The 17,134-nt window shown below is 63.9% G+C and carries 18 protein-coding genes; 6 read left to right on the top strand and 12 right to left on the bottom strand.

The features are described 5' to 3' along the window. Positions 1-116 precede the first annotated feature (116 nt). The 5 genes from AC4QBL_RS10750 to AC4QBL_RS10730 all read left to right on the top strand — a co-directional run bounded on the left by AC4QBL_RS10750 (position 117) and on the right by AC4QBL_RS10730 (position 4,772). Positions 117-593 (top strand): 4Fe-4S dicluster domain-containing protein, encoded by a 477-nt coding sequence (locus AC4QBL_RS10750; protein ID WP_439113511.1) that lies wholly within the window; start codon positions 117-119, stop codon positions 591-593. A 37-nt stretch (positions 594-630) separates the two neighbouring features. Next, positions 631-2,478, top strand: coding sequence for an aldehyde ferredoxin oxidoreductase family protein (locus AC4QBL_RS10745; protein WP_472902036.1), 1,848 nt, complete (start codon positions 631-633; stop codon positions 2,476-2,478). Between the two features lie 141 nt (positions 2,479-2,619). After that, complete coding sequence (locus tag AC4QBL_RS10740) at positions 2,620-3,972, top strand: NAD(P)/FAD-dependent oxidoreductase (RefSeq protein ID WP_472906874.1); 1,353 nt, start codon at positions 2,620-2,622, stop codon at positions 3,970-3,972. A 103-nt stretch (positions 3,973-4,075) separates the two neighbouring features. Further along, complete coding sequence (thiS, locus tag AC4QBL_RS10735; RefSeq protein ID WP_472906873.1) at positions 4,076-4,330, top strand: sulfur carrier protein ThiS; 255 nt, start codon at positions 4,076-4,078, stop codon at positions 4,328-4,330. A 142-nt stretch (positions 4,331-4,472) separates the two neighbouring features. Then, positions 4,473-4,772: a hypothetical protein gene (locus AC4QBL_RS10730; protein WP_472906872.1), complete on the top strand. Its 300-nt coding sequence runs from the start codon at positions 4,473-4,475 to the stop codon at positions 4,770-4,772. A 65-nt stretch (positions 4,773-4,837) separates the two neighbouring features. Here AC4QBL_RS10730 and AC4QBL_RS10725 read toward each other — a convergent pair whose 3' ends face one another. Beyond that, positions 4,838-5,191, bottom strand: coding sequence for a DUF5368 domain-containing protein (locus tag AC4QBL_RS10725; RefSeq protein WP_472902040.1), 354 nt, complete (start codon positions 5,189-5,191; stop codon positions 4,838-4,840). Between the two features lie 17 nt (positions 5,192-5,208). Beyond that, positions 5,209-6,558: an NAD(P)/FAD-dependent oxidoreductase gene (locus tag AC4QBL_RS10720; protein ID WP_472906871.1), complete on the bottom strand. Its 1,350-nt coding sequence runs from the start codon at positions 6,556-6,558 to the stop codon at positions 5,209-5,211. 201 nt (positions 6,559-6,759) lie between these two features. Between AC4QBL_RS10720 and AC4QBL_RS10715 the strand changes: the two genes are divergently transcribed. Continuing rightward, complete coding sequence (locus AC4QBL_RS10715; RefSeq protein ID WP_472906870.1) at positions 6,760-7,203, top strand: OsmC family protein; 444 nt, start codon at positions 6,760-6,762, stop codon at positions 7,201-7,203. A 15-nt stretch (positions 7,204-7,218) separates the two neighbouring features. Here the strand turns inward: AC4QBL_RS10715 and crcB are convergent, their stop codons facing one another. From crcB to AC4QBL_RS10665, 10 genes are all read right to left on the bottom strand, one after another. Next, positions 7,219-7,602 (bottom strand): fluoride efflux transporter CrcB, encoded by a 384-nt coding sequence (crcB, locus tag AC4QBL_RS10710; protein ID WP_472906869.1) that lies wholly within the window; start codon positions 7,600-7,602, stop codon positions 7,219-7,221. Between the two features lie 30 nt (positions 7,603-7,632). Continuing rightward, positions 7,633-8,625, bottom strand: a complete 993-nt coding sequence (locus AC4QBL_RS10705; protein WP_472906868.1) for a recombination-associated protein RdgC — start codon at positions 8,623-8,625, stop codon at positions 7,633-7,635. A gap of 105 nt (positions 8,626-8,730) precedes the next feature. Beyond that, complete coding sequence (locus tag AC4QBL_RS10700) at positions 8,731-9,504, bottom strand: LamB/YcsF family protein (protein ID WP_472906867.1); 774 nt, start codon at positions 9,502-9,504, stop codon at positions 8,731-8,733. Positions 9,505-9,515: 11 nt separating this feature from the next. Then, positions 9,516-10,553, bottom strand: a complete 1,038-nt coding sequence (locus tag AC4QBL_RS10695) for a 5-oxoprolinase subunit C family protein (protein ID WP_472906866.1) — start codon at positions 10,551-10,553, stop codon at positions 9,516-9,518. Continuing rightward, positions 10,550-11,311 carry a 5-oxoprolinase subunit PxpB gene (pxpB, locus tag AC4QBL_RS10690; protein ID WP_472906865.1) on the bottom strand — a complete coding sequence of 254 codons (762 nt, stop codon included), beginning with the start codon at positions 11,309-11,311 and terminating at the stop codon, positions 10,550-10,552. The genes AC4QBL_RS10695 and pxpB overlap by 4 nt, the downstream gene beginning before the upstream one ends. Positions 11,312-11,335: 24 nt before the next feature. Beyond that, positions 11,336-12,481, bottom strand: a complete 1,146-nt coding sequence (gene lapB / locus AC4QBL_RS10685) for a lipopolysaccharide assembly protein LapB (protein ID WP_472906864.1) — start codon at positions 12,479-12,481, stop codon at positions 11,336-11,338. Continuing rightward, the gene (locus AC4QBL_RS10680) at positions 12,471-12,767 is read right to left on the bottom strand and encodes a lipopolysaccharide assembly protein LapA domain-containing protein (RefSeq protein ID WP_472906863.1); all 297 of its coding nucleotides are present in this window, start codon (positions 12,765-12,767) and stop codon (positions 12,471-12,473) included. The genes lapB and AC4QBL_RS10680 overlap by 11 nt, the downstream gene beginning before the upstream one ends. A 60-nt stretch (positions 12,768-12,827) precedes the next feature. Next, a complete protein-coding gene (locus tag AC4QBL_RS10675) occupies positions 12,828-13,148 on the bottom strand; it encodes an integration host factor subunit beta (protein WP_439113496.1) in 321 nt (106 codons plus the stop codon). A 75-nt stretch (positions 13,149-13,223) separates the two neighbouring features. Next, the gene (gene rpsA / locus AC4QBL_RS10670; protein ID WP_472899873.1) at positions 13,224-14,906 is read right to left on the bottom strand and encodes a 30S ribosomal protein S1; all 1,683 of its coding nucleotides are present in this window, start codon (positions 14,904-14,906) and stop codon (positions 13,224-13,226) included. 184 nt (positions 14,907-15,090) lie between these two features. After that, the gene (locus tag AC4QBL_RS10665) at positions 15,091-17,133 is read right to left on the bottom strand and encodes a bifunctional 3-phosphoshikimate 1-carboxyvinyltransferase/cytidylate kinase (RefSeq protein ID WP_472906862.1); all 2,043 of its coding nucleotides are present in this window, start codon (positions 17,131-17,133) and stop codon (positions 15,091-15,093) included. Position 17,134 lies beyond the last annotated feature (1 nt).

Genomic DNA, 17,134 nt, shown 5'->3' with positions numbered 1-17,134 from the left:
TTGACTAGGGATAACCCTGAACTCAAAGTGGCTTAAGCCTTCAACAATGCCTAGGCAATTCCTTTCATAGGCATGGCACTGCACAAGCAGCGCCGCTACCCACCAGGAGACCTCACATGCAGAAAGTCCTGCACATCAACCCGGACAAATGCACCGGATGCTTGCAGTGCGAAATGGCCTGTTCTTTCGAGAACTATGGCACCTACGCCACGTCGAAATCCCGCATCAAGGTGTTTGACTTTCACCATACCGGCAAGAAAGTGCCCTACACCTGCACGCAATGCGACGAAGCCTGGTGCCTGCATGCATGCCCGGTGGAAGCCATCACGGTGGACAAGGTCACCGGCGCCAAAGTGGTGAACGAAACCACCTGCGTGGGCTGTAAGGTCTGCACCATCGCTTGCCCGTTCGGCACCATCAACTACGTGCAGGAAACCGGCAAGGTACAAAAGTGCGACCTGTGCGGTGGCGACCCGGCCTGCGTGGAAGCCTGCCCGACCAGCGCCATCACGTTCATCGATGCCAACTGGACTGGCATGGACAAAATGAAACAGTGGGCCGACAAGCTGGGCAACCAGCCCTCGGCAGCTTAAGCCTGCCGTTTGAACCCACACTCACAGGAGACTCAATATGTCATGGGCTGGAAAAATCCTTCGCGTCAACCTGACCGAAGGCACCGTGAAATCCGAACCGCTGAACATGGAGTGGGCGCGTGCCTACATCGGTTCGCGCGGACTGGGTAGCAAATACCTGATCAACGAAGTCGATCCCAAAGTGGATCCGCTGTCGCCAGAGAACAAGATCATCTGGGCCACCGGCCCGCTGACCGGCACCATGGCCTCCACCGGAGGCCGTTACACCGTCATCACCAAAGGCCCGCTGACCGGCGCCATTGCCTGCTCCAATTCAGGCGGCTACTGGGGCGCCGAATTCAAGATGGCCGGCTGGGACATGGTCATTTTTGAAGGTCGCTCGGAAAAGCCGGTGTACCTGTACATCAACGACGACGACGTGGAACTGCGCGACGCCAGCCACCTCTGGGGTCAAAGTGTCTGGAAGACGGAAGAAATCCTCAAGTCCAGCCTGCAAGACCCGCTGGTGCGTGTGTCCAGCATCGGCAAGGCCGGTGAAAACGGCGTGCTGTATGCAGCCGTGGTGAACGACCTGCACCGCGCCGCCGGCCGCTCGGGCGTGGGTGCCGTCATGGGCAGCAAGAACCTGAAGGCCATTGCCGTGCGCGGCACCAAGGGCGTGGGCAACATCCGCGACCCCAAGGCCTTCATGAAGACCACCTTCGAGAAAAAGAAAATCCTGGCCGAGAACGCCGTCACTGGCCAAGGCCTGCCGGCTTACGGCACGCAGGTGCTCATGAACGTGATCAACGAAATTGGCGCGCTGCCCACCCGCAACCACCGCGACGTGCAGTTCGAAGGCGCCAAGGACATTTCGGCCGAAGCCATGGTGACGCCGCGCGAAAGCGACGGCAAGAAGCACCTGGTGACCAACCAGGCTTGCTTTGGCTGCACCATTGCGTGTGGACGCATCAGCAAGATGGACGAGGGCCATTTCACCGTGGCCAACAAGCCGCAATACTGGGGCGCCAACGGCGGTCTGGAATACGAAGCGGCCTGGGCGCTGGGCGCTGCCAACGGTGTGAACGACCTGGAAGCGCTGCAATACGCCAACCTGCTGTGCAACGAAGAGGGCTTTGACCCGATCAGCTTCGGCGCTACCGTGGGCGCCGTGATGGAGCTGTATGAAATGGGTGTGCTGACCGCAGAGCAACTGGGCATTGATGCCAAGTTCGGCTCGGCACAAGCGCTGGCGCACTTCGCTGAAATCACCGCCCGGGGCGAAGGCTTTGGCAAAGAAATTGGCATGGGCTCCAAGCGCCTGACCGAGAAGTACGGCCACCCCGATCTGTCGATGAGCGTGAAGGGCCAGGAATTCCCGGCCTACGACGGTCGGGCCATTCAGGGCATTGGCTTGGCTTACGCCACCAGCAACCGGGGCGCCTGCCACCTGCGCGGTTACACCATTGCGTCTGAAGTGCTGGGCATTCCGGTCAAGACCGACCCGGTCGAGTCCGAGGGCAAGCCGGAACTGGTGAAGGCGTTCCAGGATGCCACCGCCGCGTTTGACTCGTCGGGCCTGTGCGTGTTCACCACCTTTGCCTGGGGTGTGGCCGACCTGGCACCGCAACTGCAAGCCGCTTGCAACGAAGAATTCACCACCGAAGAGCTGGAAAAGATCGGTGAGCGCATCTGGAACATGGAGCGCGAATTCAACAACGCCGCTGGCTTCACCGCAAAGGACGACAGCCTGCCCAAGCGCCTGTTGACCGAAGCCGCCAAGACCGGTGCTTCCAAAGGCATGGTCAGCAAGCTGCCCGAGATGCTGCCCAAGTACTACGCTGCCCGCGGCTGGGACACGGAAGGCCGTCCGACTGCCGAGACCAAGGCACGCCTGAGCCTCTGAGTTGCCAGAAGACACGCAGGTGATTGGGGGTCGGATCACCGACTGGAGCAAAGCGCAAAGCGTGTGCTCTGACCCCCAATGACCGGAAGCAACGAAGTAGCGGTCTCCTGAGGCCGCTTTCTTTTTTTGGAGAACACGTTCATGACCCACCATGTCATCCTCGGCGCCGGCCCGGCCGGTGTCATCGCTGCCGAAACCATCCGCAAGCACGCGCCCCACGACCGAATCACCATTGTGGGTGACGAAAACGAAGCGCCTTACTCGCGCATGGCCATTCCCTATTTGCTGATTGGCAAGGTGGGCGAAGACGGCACGCATTTGCGCCACACGGCGGGCCATTTTGAAACGTTGAAGATCACCGTGTTGCGCGGTGTGCGTGCCAAGGTGCTGGACTCGGCCAAGCGCACGCTGGAGCTGAGCGACGGCAACACCCTGGCTTTTGACAAGCTGCTGATCGCCACCGGCTCGTCGCCCGCCACGCCGCCCATTCCCGGCATCAACGGCCCCGGTGTGCACAGCTGCTGGACCCTGGCCGACGCACGCGCCATTGCCAACCTGGCGCAACCCGGCGCCAAGGTGTTGCAAATGGGCGCAGGTTTCATTGGCTGCATCATCATGGAAGCGCTGCAGCAGCGCGGGGTGGACCTGTCGGTGGTGGAAATGGGCGACCGCATGGTGCCGCGCATGATGGGCCCCACGGCCGGCGGCATGATCAAGGACTGGTGTGCCACCAAGGGTGTGAAGGTGTACACCGGTGCGCGGGTGGAAGCCATTGAGCGCGGTGACGGCGCCGAGCCTGGCCTGCTGGGGAAAATTGCAGAGGTGGTGGGCATTGGGTCATCGGCCCCAGCCAGCGGCAAGATGCGTGTGCGGCTCTCCACGGGTGAACACCTGGAGGCCGATCTGGTGATCAGCGCGACCGGTGTCAAGCCCAATATCGGTTTTCTGGAAAACAGCGGTGTGCGATGCCTGGTGGGCGTGTTGACCGACGAAACCCTGCAAACCAATGTGCCGGGCATTTATGCGGCGGGCGACTGCGCCGAGGCCTTTGACAAGGTGAGCGGCAAAACCATCGTCAGCGCCATTCAGCCCAACGCAGCCGAGCAAGCCCGCGTGGCCGCGCTCAACATGTCGGGCCAGCGGGCCGATCTGAAAGGCGTGACGCAGATCAACGTGTTGGACACGCTCGGCATGATTTCCACCAGCTTTGGCAACTGGGAGGGCGTGCCCGGTGGCGAACACGCCGAGCTGACCGATCAGGCCTCGGGCCGTCACCTGAGCCTGCAGTTCAAAGACGATGTGATGGTGGGCTGCAATTCGGTGGGCTGGACCGACCACGTGGGCGTGATGCGTGGGCTGGTGGAAGGTCAGGTGCGCCTGGGTGAGTGGAAAGACAAGCTCATGCACGACCCGACCCGGCTGATGGACGCCTACCTGGCCAGCGCGCAGGGGCAGGGCCAATGGAGTGGTGCCGCCGACGAGCGCCGCCGTTGACCGCATGGCCACCGGCCCAATGGCCCCGCTGTGCCTTGGCACGGTGTGCGGTCTTGCGGCCGGTGTTGCTCCCGCATTGTGTTGGCCAACGAAAATGGCACCTATGAACATCACGCTGAAACTGTTTGCCACGCTCACCGACTATTTGCCCGCCGAAGCCCGGCGCAGCAACCAGGTTGCGCTCGACATCGACCCGGCGCTGCCCATCAGCAAAATCATTGAACCCTTTGGCTTGCCGCCCAAGCTGGTGCACCTGGTGCTGGTGAACGGCAAGTACATCGAGCCCGAAAAGCGCATGACGGCCACGCTGGTGGAGGGCGATGTGCTGGCCATCTGGCCGCCCATTGCCGGCGGCTAGAGGATGAAACACCCCCGCCGCGCTGCGCGCGACCCCCTCAAGGGGGCGGCACCAGCCGTCTGGCAAAGCCAGCCCGGCGGTGTCTCTGGGGTGGTCCTTGCGCGCCGGTCCCGATCACTGTTCGCGAGGTTGAAACCCTGACATGCAATCAAGCTACGCCGAAACCTTTGAGCGCGACATGGGCTGCACCGAGTCCGAGTGGCTGGGCTGGCTGCCCGCTGCCATTGGCAGTTGTAGCTGGCAGGTGCAAGGCCAGTCGGCCCAGGTGAGCATTGCGCCCGGCGCCCTGCAACTGCGCTGGCAGACCATGCCGCCCCGCGTGATCGCGCTCATGCGCATGCCGGTGCTGCGCGTGAGCTTTGCGTTCAACGGGTTGGACAGCGAGCAGCGCTATGCGTTCATGAAACGGTTTGACCTGTATATGCAGCGCGGGGGCGGCTGAACGCAGGGTGAAAAGCACCGCAAGCGGCACCCAGCGGCTTGCGGTTTTTTATGGGGCTGTCAGGCTCATTGAGCCGGGCGACGTGGTGACATCCAGCCCAGCACCGTGTAAGCCAGCACCACCGTGGCTGCCAGGCCCACGCCGTACACCAAAGCAATCAGGAACCAGTCGGCCGGGCCACCCGCGTCGGTGAAGCCCGACGAAGACACCCGGGCCATGATCACCAGCGCCACGCCGCCACCGAAGATGCCGAGCACCTCGGACAGCACCAGACGGCGCGAAACCAGGCCGCGTTCGCGCACCAGCAAGGCGACAAACGCCACCACGCCCACCACCGCAGCGGCCAGCATGATCCAGAGCCAAAAGCCCAGCATTTCTTGAAATACAGACAGGAAAACCAGCGGGTCGAGTTCTTTCATGGGGTTCTCCTTGGGGGTCAGGCGCGGCCGCGCAGCATGCTGATGTAGGTGGGTTTGAGCGCCATGGTTTTCATGACCCAGCTGATCCACAGCTCTTCCAGCGGTGCAATCACGCCGGGGAAGGATGTGATGAGGTTGTCCTTGTAGTCAAACTCGATCAGCATGGCCTGGCCCAGTCGCGTGATCAGCGGGCACGAGGTGTAGCCGTTGTAGACCTCGGTGGAGGCTTTGCCGGTGATGTCGCCGATCAGGTGGGCAATGGCCACAGGCACCTGCCATTTCACGCTGGCCGCCGTCTTGCCTTTGGGTACACCCGCAATGTCGCCGACACCGAACACATTGGGGTAGCGCTTGTGGCGCAGCGTTTCGCGGTCCACCTCCATCCAGCCGTCGGCGGCAAAAGGGCCTTCGGTCCAGGGTAGCGGGCTGTTGCGCACCGCTTCGGGCGCACGCATGGGCGGCACCACGTTGATGAAGTCGTAAGCCTGCTCGGCTGTGCCGGTGGGGGTTTTGTAGGTGGCCAGTCGCTTGTCCAGGTCGATGGACTGCAACACGTGTTCGTGGTTGACCTTCACGCCCCGGTCCTGAAACAGCATGCGTACTTTTTCGGCCACGATGGGCACGCCAAACAGCGACTTGCTCTGGGCCATGTAGATCAGTTCAGCCTTGCCCCGATTGCCCCGGCGGCGAAGGTGGTCGTCTGAAATAAAGGCGTACTTCAACGGTGCGCCCGCGCACTTCATTTCACCCGCCGGGCGGCCAAACAGGCCCACGCCCCCGGTGTCGGCAAACTGGCTGAGGGCACCCCAGGTGGCCGATGCTGCTTGCGGGCTGTGGTAGATGCTGCCGAGGCCGTTTTGGCCAATGCGCGCAGTGTCCATGCCTTCAATGCCGGCGTAGTGCAACTCCAGCCCAGTGGCCACGATCAGATAGTCGTAAGGCACAGCCTTGCCGCTTTCGGTGACCACTTTGTTGCCTTCAGGGTCGATTTCAGCCACGCGCTCGTTCACCCATTCCACGCCTTTGGGGATGTAGCTGCCGGTGGGCGAGGTCACGTACGCTTGTGGCTTGATACCCGCCGCCACCAAGGTGAAGCCGGGTTGGTAATAGTGTTCCTTGCGGGAATCCACCACGGTGATGCTGGCGCCCTGCAACGCAGCAGCCAGGCGCGATGCGGCGGTCAGGCCAGCCGCTCCACCGCCGGCAATCACAATGCGGGCGCTGGTTTTCACCGTGTCGGCCCGGGCTGCCGTGCTGGTTTGCGCCACGGCAGCGGCCAGGGGCAGTGCTGCAAGACCCGTCAGGAAGCGCCTACGGGCGGGTTCTGGTAGTGCAGGCCAGTGGTTGGTGGGCGTTTTTTGGGGCATGCTTGTCTCCTGTGACGTGGACCCTGTGTGCGCCGGAGGCACGGTTCAAGGTGGATAGGCTGATACCCCTGGGGGTTTGTTACTATAGGTTCATGTCCCGCCTTAGAGCTTTGACTTTTATCAAGGCTACATGGTGGATCCTGGATCCTCTGCCGCATTGAGGCGGATCAACGGCCTTGCACCTTACCGACTGGAGTTCTCATGAGCGACAACGCAATCGTCACCATCACCCGGCAATCGGGCTACCAATTTTTGGTGGATTTCGGCCCCAACATCGCCACCATGCTGGCCGACGAACCCGAGCCGCTGGGGCAGGGCAGCGGCCCGGCGCCCAACCACATGCTGCTGGCTGCTGTGGCCAATTGCCTAAGTGCGAGCTTGGTGTTTGCGTTGCAGAAGTTCAAGCAAGACCCTGGCGAGCTCAAGGCCACGGCCACACCCGAAATGGGGCGCAACGCCGACAAGCGCCTGCGCATCGTGGGGATCAACGTGAAGCTGGAGCTGGGCCGACCCGCCGCCGAGCTGGAGCACCTGGACCGCGTGCTGGCGCAGTTTGAAGATTTTTGCACCGTGTCGATGAGCGTGCGTCAGGGCATTGCGATCAACGTGCAGGTGCAAGACGCTGCGGGCGTTGTGCTGAAGTAATTCAGACGCTCAGCATCAGCCGGTGTGGAACCACACACTGGCGGTGCGCATGCCGGCCCAGGTGAGCAGCAGCGAGCCCAGTAGGTGCAGGCTGGCGGTGCCCCATGCGAGCAGCCAGCGGCCATTTTGCAACATGCTCACCACCTCCACCGAAAAGGTGGAAAACGTGGTCAGCGCACCCAACAGCCCGGTGATGATGGCGAGGCGCCAGGCCGGGTCGAGCTGGGTCTGGCTTTGAAACACCACCACCGCGAAACCCACCAGGTAAGCGCCCACCCAGTTCGCCGTCAGCGTGCCCCAGGGCAGCAAGGCTGTGCCCTGGTTGAGCCACAGGCTCAGCCGCCAGCGGGCTAGCGCGCCCAGGCAGGCACCGAGGCAAATGGCAAGGACGCTGGGCATGGTGTGCGCGTGGTGTCAGGTGTGGAGAGTTCAGAACGGCGGGTCGCCGTCAGCCACGGCTGTGACGGCCGCTTGACCACTGCTGGTGCCGCTGGCGGCGGGCGCATCGGCTGGCGCAGCGCCAAAGGCCATTTCGCCGCCCAGCGCTTCGATCAGCTCGGGGATCAGTTGGGTGAGTTCACCGGTGGTCAGCGCCACGTCGGTGTCAAAACCGCTTTCGTCGTCGCTGGCCCGGTCGTCAAACACACCTTCCAGAAACGCCAGCTTCTTCAGCTGCAGCGATTCGGTCAGCACAAAGCCGATGCGGCCTTCCCAGCTCATGGCCAGGCGCGTGGGAAGCTTGCCCTCGGTGATGTGCTGGCGCACCTCGTCGGTGGCGAGGTTGTGGCGGGTGAATTTCACCACGCTCTTTTCTTCGTCGCCCGACTTCAGCTCGCACTCGCGCTCGACGCTGAAGCGGCCGGGCCACTCATCGGGTGAGGTGGCTGACAGCCATTGCGTCATGGCGGTTTGGGGTGTCACCTGGGTTTGCAGCAGCGTCACACTCAGGTCGCTGAAAGCGTTCACTAGCGCGGTCACCAGCTCGTCGAGCTTGCCCTGGCTGCTGGCGTCGGTCACCAGCCAGCCGTTGGCCAGGTCGATCCAGACCCAGGTGGCGCCCCGGCGCGGAAAGGCCTGGGGCAGCAGCGCCAGCAGCGCGTCTTCGCGCAGGGCCTTGGTTTCTTTTTTGCCGGGCTTGCGGCCGGTGGCGGCTTCAATGTGGTCGGCTTCTTCTTGCGCCTTTTCGCGCACCACCGAGCCCGGCACGCTTTTGGTTTCGATCATCAGCTTCAAAATGCGTTGCCCCGCCACCGACTCTACCAGCGGGCCGTGCGGCTCGCCGCGGGGCTCCACCCAGCCCACCGACTTGTCTTGCGAGGCCCCGCAGGGCACAAAACGCGCCGCGTCCAGCGCGGCGTCCATCGCTTCCAGCGTCACGTCCCAGCCGGGCGCGATGCGGTAGATCGTTACATTCTTGAACACGGAAATCCTTGGGTTGTGCCGGTGCGTCTGGGACCGGCGCCCGCTCCCGCCAGCGGGAGAGGGTTGAAGTGAGGGGCTTTGATGATACCCACCCAAATCCAGGGTTCAGGCCAGCGCGTTCAGCGGTGCCAGCTGGTAGCCCGCGGCTTCCAGTGCTGCGCGCAGCTGCTGCGCCGAAGCCACAGCGTCTGGCCCGTCACCATGCACGCAGATGCTGTCGATGCGGGTGGGCAGGCGCTGGCCATCGGCGGTGACGATGCCTTGCGCGTCAAGCAGGCGCAGCACGTGTTGCACGCAGTCCTGGGCGCTGTGTAGCACGGCGCCCGGCTGCGAGCGCGGGGTGAGCTGGCCGTCGGCCTGGTAGGTGCGGTCGGCAAACACCTCGCGGGCCACGCGCAAGCCTGTGGCCAAGCCCGCTGCTTCCAGTGCCGAGATGGCGGGCGCGAGCAAGATGAGTTCGCGGTCCAGCGCCCGCACGGCCCGGGCCACGGTGGCGGCTACCTCGGCGTCGGCGCAAGCGACGTTGCTCAGCGCGCCGTGCGGTTTGACGTGGGTGACCTGGCCGCCTTCGGCTGCGGCCATGGCCTGCAATGCGCCCACCTGGTACAGGATGGTGGCTTCCAGCTCTTTGGCCGACAGTTGCATCGCGCGCCGGCCAAAGCCTTGCAGGTCGGGAAATGCAGGGTGCGCGCCCAGGCTCACGCCCTGGGCCAGCGCTTGTCGCACGGTGTCGCGCATCACCACGGGGTCGCCCGCGTGAAAGCCACAGGCGATGTTGGCGCTGCCAATGACTTGCAGCAGCGCAGCGTCGTTCCCCATGCTCCAGGCGCCGAAACTTTCGCCCAGGTCGGCATTGAGGTTGATGGTGGGTTGGGTCATGGGGCTCCTTGTCAGGGCGTGGCGTGCAACACGCCACTGATCAGATTGGCGCCGTACAAGGCGGCTTCGTCCACGGTGCCGGGCGGCAGGTAGGTCTCACGGGTGGTGAGCCAACGTTGCCAGCGCTCGCGCTCGTTCAGCAGCGCACGGTGCGCCGTTTCCAGGGTGACGGCTTGAAAGCGCACGCGTGTGCCGGGTCGCAGGTGCGCCAGCCGGGGCAGGTCGGCGCTGATCACAGTGGCAATTTTCGGGTAGCCGCCGACAGTCTGGCCGTCGGCCAGCAGCACAATCGGCTGCCCATTGGCCGGCACCTGAATGGCGCCTGGCGCCACGCCGTCGGACACGATGTCGGCAGCCGCCGCGTTGACGTGGGCCAGCGGCTGGCCCACAAACCGCAGGCCCATGCGGTCCTGTGCCGCAGTAGCTTCCCAGTCCCGGCTCAAAAACTGCGCAATCGCGTCCGCCGTGAAATGGTCTTGTTGCGGGCCGAGCAACACCCGCACCGTGCCTTCGGTGGGGCTCCAGGGCGAGCGGCTGCGCCATTCTTTCGGGTCGGACACGCTCCACTGTCCGCAGGGCAGTAGGTCGCCAGGGCGAAAGGCGCGACCCAGCACACCCGTCAGCCCGGCACGCCAGTAGCTCGAACGGCTGCCGAGCTGTGGCGGCATGCGCAGTCCTCCCGCCACGGCCAGGTAGGCGCAGCCGCTCTCTGCCGTGCCCAGTTGCAGCAAGTCGCCCTCACACAGCGTGGCGCTGTGCCAGGCGGGCAGGGCGCTGCGCCTGCCATCGCTGCTTAGGCAAACTGCGCTGGTGCGGCCCGCCAGCGCCACCCGCACAGGGCCAGCCTGAACACGCAACACCGTGCCCATGCCGCGCAGCTCCAGCACGGCCTCGTCCAGGCGGTTACCCAGCAGCGCGTTGGCGGCCTGCGCCAAGGGCGCGTCGAGCCACCCAGAGAGCGGCAATCCATGGTGCCGGTGGCCGGCGCGGCCGCGGTCCTGCACGGTGGTGCCGATGCCGGGTTGCACGATCTCCATCGCGCCGCTCATGCTTGGCGTGCCTTCAGAAAGGTTTCGCGCGGCAAACCCCGGGCAATTTCGGTTGCGAGCGCGTCATGGGTTTGTCGGTCCACGGCGTACCAGCGCACCTCATCGCCGGCGGCGAGCATCGCCGGTTGGTCGGCATGGCGCAGGTCAAACAACACCACCGGCGTGTGTCCGATCAGGTTCCACCCGCCGGGGCTTTCCCAGGGGTAGATCGCACACATTTCGCCTGCCACCGCCACGGATTGCGCGGGGACCTTCTGGCGTGGTGCGGGCAGGCGGGGCATGTGCAGCTCGGGCGGTACACCGCCCATGTAAGGGAAACCGGGTTGAAAGCCCAGCATGTAGACGCGAAAAGCAGCGTCCAACAAGCGCTGAATCACCGCGTTGGTTGTCAGCCCTTTGGCCTCGGCCAGCCGGGCGAGGTCGGGCGCCCAATCGGCGTCGAAACATACCGGGAGGTGCCAGAGGCGGCCCTGCTGTATGCCGTGGCCAGTTCCCTGCGCCAGAACCAGCAGGCGCTCGCCCAGCGCGGCGGCGTTGGCCGCCAGCGGGTTGTAGTGCACTGTCAAAGAGCGGAAGGTGGGCACGACATCGGTGACGCAGGTCAGCAGCGAGTCCGCATGTCGGGCCTGTTCCAGACGCTCAGCCAGACCCATCACGCTGGCGTTGACGTGTGGCGAGATGGATGTGCCCAGCTCCACGGTCCAGGCGCTGTCGCCCAGTGGCAGAAGGCGGGGCGCAGGCGCAGACGGATGGGCCACAGGGTGGGTGGCGGCAGCCGCTCGTTAAAGCTCTTCGACGCGCCGGGCCGGGTAACTGTCCCAGGCCTGGCAGCCAGGGCACTGCCAAAAATGCTGCCGGGCCTCGAAGCCGCAGGCCGAGCAGCGGTAGCGCTTGAGCGGGGCGCCGGCCTGTTCCAGTGCGGCTTGCACCCGGGTTTTGGCGTCGGGTTGCGACAGCGTTTCACCCGCCAGCCATTGGGTGGCGATCACGAGCGAGGGCTCGCGCTCCAGGTGGCTGAGGTAGCGGGAGCGTGCCGTTTGCGGGTCTGCACTCAGGCTGGCCAGGGCTTCGGTCACATCCAGCGAAGGTGCCCGGTCATGGCAGGCCTGCAAAAGTGCCAGCGCCTGGGCCTGACGGTCGGTTTGCTGACCCAGATCGGCCAGGGCGCGTGCGGCTAGCGGCATGCCTTGCGGGGCTTGTTGGCTGAGTTGAACCAACGCATCAAATGCGCCGGTTGGGTCACCGGTTTGAACTTTGAGGCTGGACAACGCCATCCAGGCCCGCGCCAGCTGCGGTGCCTTTTCGACGGCTTCGGCCAGCAGCCGGGCTGCCAGGGCGGTATCGCCGCTGCGTTGTGCTTGTTCGGCTTCTTCGCACAGGTAGTGCGCCAGCCTGGTGGTGAAGCTGCCTTGCTCGGCGGTTTCGAGCCGTTGCGCAATGCGTTTGGCCTGTGTCCAGTCGCGTGAGCGCTCGTATATGGCCAGCAGGGCCAGCAGGGCTTCGCCTTCGAAGGCCGAGCCTTCCAGCTTATGCAGAGCGGTTTCGGCGCGGTCCAGCAGACCAGCTTTCAGAAAGTCCAGCGCCAGGGCGTGCTGTGCACGGTCGCGGTCTTTGCGGCTCAGGTCGGCACGGGCCAGCAGGTGTTCGTGGACCCGCACGGCGCGGTCGTAGTCGCCCCGACGGCGAAACAGGTTGCCCAGGGCAAAGTGCAGTTCGGCGGTGTCGGGATCGCCTTGAACGGCTTCAATGAAGGCGTCGATGGCCTGGTCTTGTTGCTCGTTGAGCAGGTAGTTCAGGCCCCGAAAGTAGGCTTTGGGGGCTTGCCGACTTTCCATGCGCCACTGGCGCAGGTCCAGCCGGGAGGCACCCCAGCCCAAGGCAAAGGCCAGCGGCAGGCCCCACAGCAGCCAGGTCAGGTCAAAGTCCATGTCGTGGATCGTTCGGGCTCGGGATCAGGGTGGAATCGGCTTCAAAGGCGGTGCTGGCCGCTGCGTGCTGGCGCCGGGCCTTTTTGGCCCGCAGCCACAACGGCAGCATGACCGCCACACCCAGAAAGACGCCCAGCACCAGCACCATCAGCAAGACGAGCACCAGCGGCGCCTGCCAGCTGGCCCCAAAAAAGAGGCGCAGCGTGACGGCTTCCTGGTTGTTCAGCGCGAAGGCGAACAACACAAAAAAAATGGCTGCATTAAGCAGCCACATCAGGTATTTCAAATCATCCCCTTTGTGGAGGAGTGATTGTAGCGATCAGGTCGCTGCACGGGGCAGTCGCCTTCAAGCGGGTGTTTGGGGTTCGCGTCCCAGTATCTCTGCGGTCTTGGCGTCCACCTGTTCGCGCAGGGCTTTGCCCGGCTTGAAATGCGGCACGCGCTTTTCCGGAATCATCACACTCTCGCCCGAACGCGGGTTGCGCCCGATGCGGGGCGAGCGGCGGTTGACGGAAAAGCTGCCAAAACCCCGAATTTCGATTCGGTGGCCCTTGACGAGGGCGTCACCCATCGCGTCGAGAATCGTCTTGACGGCGAATTCCGCATCGCGGTGGGTGAGCTGGCCAAAACGGCCGGCCAAGGCTTCAACGAGGTCGCTTCGGGTCATGTCTGGGAGAAAGCTCGATCAGGCTGTTGGGCCGAAATGGGTGGGCGCTTGCGCTCCCACCCAGATTCAGTCGGCTCAGTTATTGTTGTCGAGCTTGGCGCGCAGCAGGGCACCCAGGCTGGTGGTACCAGCGTTTTCGCGGGAAGACTGCTGGCTGAGCGTTGCCATGGCTTCGTTCTGGTCAGCCATGTCTTTGGCTTTGATCGACAGCTGGATGTTGCGGGTCTTGCGATCGATGTTCATCACCACGGTGGTGACTTCATCGCCTTCTTTCAGCACGTTGCGCGCGTCCTCCACGCGGTCACGGCTGATTTCGGAGGCGCGCAGGTAGCCCAGCACGTCTTCACCCAGGTCGATCTCAGCGCCCTTGGCGTCCACGGTCTTGACCTTGCCGGTCACGACGGAACCTTTGTCATTCACCGACACGAAGGTGGTGAACGGGTCGCCGTCGAGCTGCTTGATGCCCAGGGAGATGCGCTCGCGCTCCACGTCGATGGCCAGCACGATGGCTTCGACTTCCTGGCCTTTTTTGAAGTTGCGCACAGCAGCTTCGCCGGTTTCGTTCCAGGACAGGTCGGACAGGTGCACCAGGCCGTCGATGCCAGCAGCCAGGCCAACGAACACGCCGAAGTCGGTGATCGACTTGATCGGGCCCTTGACGCGGTCGCCACGCTTGGTCTGTTCAGCAAACTCGTGCCATGGGTTGGCGCGGCACTGCTTCATGCCCAAGGAGATGCGGCGCTTGTCTTCGTCGATGTCGAGCACCATGACTTCGACTTCGTCGCCCAGCGAAACCAGCTTGGAAGGGGCCACGTTCTTGTTGGTCCAGTCCATTTCGGACACGTGGACCAGACCTTCGATGCCTGGCTCCAGTTCAACAAACGCGCCGTAGTCGGCGATGTTGGTGATCTTGCCGAACATGCGGGTGCTTTGTGGGTAGCGGCGAGCAACGCCCATCCATGGGTCGTCGCCCATCTGCTTCAGACCCAGAGAAACGCGGTGCTTCTCGGTGTCGAACTTCAGGATCTTGGCGGTGATTTCCTGGCCAGCCGTCACCACTTCGCTTGGGTGACGGACGCGGCGCCAGGCCATGTCGGTGATGTGCAGCAGGCCGTCGATACCGCCCAGGTCCACGAACGCACCGTATTCGGTGATGTTCTTGACCACGCCGTGAACGATAGCGCCTTCTTTCAAGGTGTCCATCAGCTTGGCGCGCTCTTCGCCCATGGAGGCTTCCACCACGGCGCGGCGGCTCAGCACCACGTTGTTGCGCTTGCGGTCGAGCTTGATGACCTTGAATTCCAGGGTCTTGTTTTCGTAGGGGGTCAGGTCCTTGGTCGGACGGCTGTCCACCAGCGAGCCTGGCAGGAAGGCGCTGATGCCGTTGACCATGACCTTCAGGCCGCCCTTGACCTTGCTGGAGGTCGTGCCGGTGACGAATTCGCCCGACTCGAGTGCTTTTTCCAGCGACATCCACGAGGCGAGGCGCTTGGCCTTGTCGCGCGACAGCAGGGTGTCGCCGAAGCCGTTTTCCACGGAGTCGATGGCGACCGACACAAAGTCGCCCACCTGGACTTCGAGTTCGCCCAGGTCGTTCTTGAATTCGGCCAGAGGCACATAGGCTTCCGACTTCAGGCCAGCGTTGACCACCACGTGGCTGTGTTCGATACGAACCACTTCGGCGGTGATGACTTCGCCTGAGCGCATTTCAGCGCGTTTCAAGGACTCTTCGAACAGGGCGGCAAAAGATTCAGACATTGAATTTCCTAAAACCACTCAGGCGTCGGGATGCAGCACAGCCTTGCGGCGGTTCGCATGGAGATCGACGGATGGGCGGCGTTGACATTGCGGTGCGCAGCACCGCGGGGTTAAGTGAAAGAACCATCAGGCCTGCGGGCTGAGAACGCCCGGCTGTGCCGTCTGGGCCATCAAGGTGGCGCTTTCAGTCGCCTGAAAACACCGTTTTGCCTTGCCACCAGCTCAAAACCTGTTGCACCGATTGCTCGACGTTGAGTTGAGAGTTGTCCAGTAACAAAGCGTCTGCGGCGGGCTTGAGCGGTGCGTGGGCTCGGGTTGAATCCCTCAAATCACGCATTTCCAAGTCCGCCAGAAGGTCTGCAATATTAGCAGCAATCCCTTTTGAAATCAATTGCTTATGCCGCCGTTCGGCGCGCTGTGCCGCTGTGGCAGTGAGGTAGACCTTCAGGGCAGCATCGGGGAAAATCACGGTGCCCATGTCTCGCCCGTCTGCCACCAGGCCCGGCAACTGGCGAAAGCCGTGTTGCAAGGCCAGCAGCGCCGCCCGCACTTCGGGCACGGCCGACACGCGCGACGCCGCCATGCCGGCGGCTTCGGTGCGCACCGCTTCGGTCACGTCCTCGCCATTGAGCAGCATGTGTTGGCCGGTGAACCGGACCTGCAAGCCGGCGGCCAGGGCGCCAAGCCGCTGCGCTTGGGCGGGTTCGCGTAGGGACGCTTCGGTGGTGGAAAGGCCTGCGCGTTCGGCCGCCAGCCCGACCAGCCGATAGAGCGCGCCCGAGTCCAGCAGGTGGTAACCCAGTTTCGCCGCCACTTCGGCAGACAGCGTGCCCTTGCCCGAGGCGGTGGGGCCGTCGACGCAAATCACCGGAATGCGTGCTGCGTGGGTCTTGCAGACGCTGAACAACGTTTCGAAATAGTCCGGAAATGTTTTGCCCACGCACTTGGGGTCTTCAATGCGTACTGGCAGTCCCGCCGGGTTGAAGGCCGCGAGCGAGAAGCACATGGCCACGCGGTGATCGTCGTAGGTGTGGATGCTGCCGGTGGTCCAGGCTGTGGGCGGGGTGATGCGGATGAAGTCAGCGCCTTCTTCCACCGTGGCACCCAGTTTGCGGCATTCGTTGGCCATGGCGGCAATGCGATCGGTTTCCTTCACGCGCCAGCTGGCAATGTTGCGCAGGGTGGTGGTGCCGTCGGCGTAAAGCGCCATCACCGCCAGCGTCATGGCCGCATCGGGGATGTGGTTGCAGTCGAGGTCAATGGCTTTCAGGGGCCAGGCGCCTCGCCGCACGTGCAGGGCGTTTGCGTCGCCGGAGATGTCGGCGCCCATGAGCCGGGCGGCTTCGACAAAACGGATGTCACCCTGGATCGAGCCCAGGCCCACGCCTTCAATGGTGACGCCATCGGTGCCCGGTGCGGGCGAGGCAATCGCGCCCAGCGCAATGAAGTAGCTGGCCGACGAGGCATCGCCTTCAACCGGAATGCGCCCGGGCGAGGCGTAGCGGCTGCCTGCGGGGATGGTGAAGCGCTGCCAGCCGTCGCGCTGCACCTGGACGCCGAATTTTTCCAGCAGGTTCAGCGTGATTTCGATGTAGGGGCGCGAGATCAGTTCGCCCACGACGTCGATGACGACGGGGCGATGCTGAGCAACCAGGGGGAGCGCCAGCAGCAGGGCGGTCAGGAACTGGCTGGAGACGTCGCCGCGCACACGAATGGGTTCGTCGAGGGACAGCGTTTGGGGTACACCGTTGCCCAACTTGATCGGAGGGTAGCCTTCGGTGCCCAGGCAAGCCACCGGACAACCGAGCTGGCGCAGGGCATCTACCAGGTCGCCAATGGGGCGCTCGTGCATACGGGCGATGCCACTGAGCTCAAAGGCACCGCCGTGCTGCGAGGCCAGTAGCGCGAGCGCGGCGGTGAGGGGGCGCATGGCGGTGCCGGCGTTGCCCAGAAAAAGCTGGGCCTCCCGCACGGCAAGCTGCCCCCCGAGACCGTGCACACGCAGCGCACCGTCGGCTTGGGGTTCGATGCGGCACCCCAGTTGGGCCAGCGCCGCCAGCATCACCTGCGTGTCGTCGGAGTCGAGCAGGTCCACGATGTCGGTGTGGCCCACGCTGAGCGCAGCCAGCAACAACACGCGGTTGGAAATGCTTTTGGAGCCTGGCAGCTGGACGGTGCCGCCCGCGCTGGTCAGCGGCGGGATGTCGAGATGATCGATGGAAAACATG

This window comes from Hydrogenophaga sp. L99 (assembly GCF_058731905.1).
The sequence above is the reverse complement of the archived record's forward strand: the minus strand, read 5'-3'. Positions and strand labels throughout refer to the sequence as shown.

Coding starts and splice junctions, on each gene's coding strand:
- AC4QBL_RS10750 (WP_439113511.1), top strand. CDS start 117: ATGCAGAAAGTCCTGCACATCAACCCGGACAAATGCACCGGATGCTTG.
- AC4QBL_RS10745 (WP_472902036.1), top strand. CDS start 631: ATGTCATGGGCTGGAAAAATCCTTCGCGTCAACCTGACCGAAGGCACC.
- AC4QBL_RS10740 (WP_472906874.1), top strand. CDS start 2,620: ATGACCCACCATGTCATCCTCGGCGCCGGCCCGGCCGGTGTCATCGCT.
- thiS (WP_472906873.1), top strand. CDS start 4,076: ATGAACATCACGCTGAAACTGTTTGCCACGCTCACCGACTATTTGCCC.
- AC4QBL_RS10730 (WP_472906872.1), top strand. CDS start 4,473: ATGCAATCAAGCTACGCCGAAACCTTTGAGCGCGACATGGGCTGCACC.
- AC4QBL_RS10725 (WP_472902040.1), bottom strand. CDS start 5,191: ATGAAAGAACTCGACCCGCTGGTTTTCCTGTCTGTATTTCAAGAAATG.
- AC4QBL_RS10720 (WP_472906871.1), bottom strand. CDS start 6,558: ATGCCCCAAAAAACGCCCACCAACCACTGGCCTGCACTACCAGAACCC.
- AC4QBL_RS10715 (WP_472906870.1), top strand. CDS start 6,760: ATGAGCGACAACGCAATCGTCACCATCACCCGGCAATCGGGCTACCAA.
- crcB (WP_472906869.1), bottom strand. CDS start 7,602: ATGCCCAGCGTCCTTGCCATTTGCCTCGGTGCCTGCCTGGGCGCGCTA.
- AC4QBL_RS10700 (WP_472906867.1), bottom strand. CDS start 9,504: ATGACCCAACCCACCATCAACCTCAATGCCGACCTGGGCGAAAGTTTC.
- AC4QBL_RS10695 (WP_472906866.1), bottom strand. CDS start 10,553: ATGAGCGGCGCGATGGAGATCGTGCAACCCGGCATCGGCACCACCGTG.
- lapB (WP_472906864.1), bottom strand. CDS start 12,481: ATGGACTTTGACCTGACCTGGCTGCTGTGGGGCCTGCCGCTGGCCTTT.
- AC4QBL_RS10675 (WP_439113496.1), bottom strand. CDS start 13,148: ATGACCCGAAGCGACCTCGTTGAAGCCTTGGCCGGCCGTTTTGGCCAG.
- rpsA (WP_472899873.1), bottom strand. CDS start 14,906: ATGTCTGAATCTTTTGCCGCCCTGTTCGAAGAGTCCTTGAAACGCGCT.
- AC4QBL_RS10665 (WP_472906862.1), bottom strand. CDS start 17,133: ATGTTTTCCATCGATCATCTCGACATCCCGCCGCTGACCAGCGCGGGC.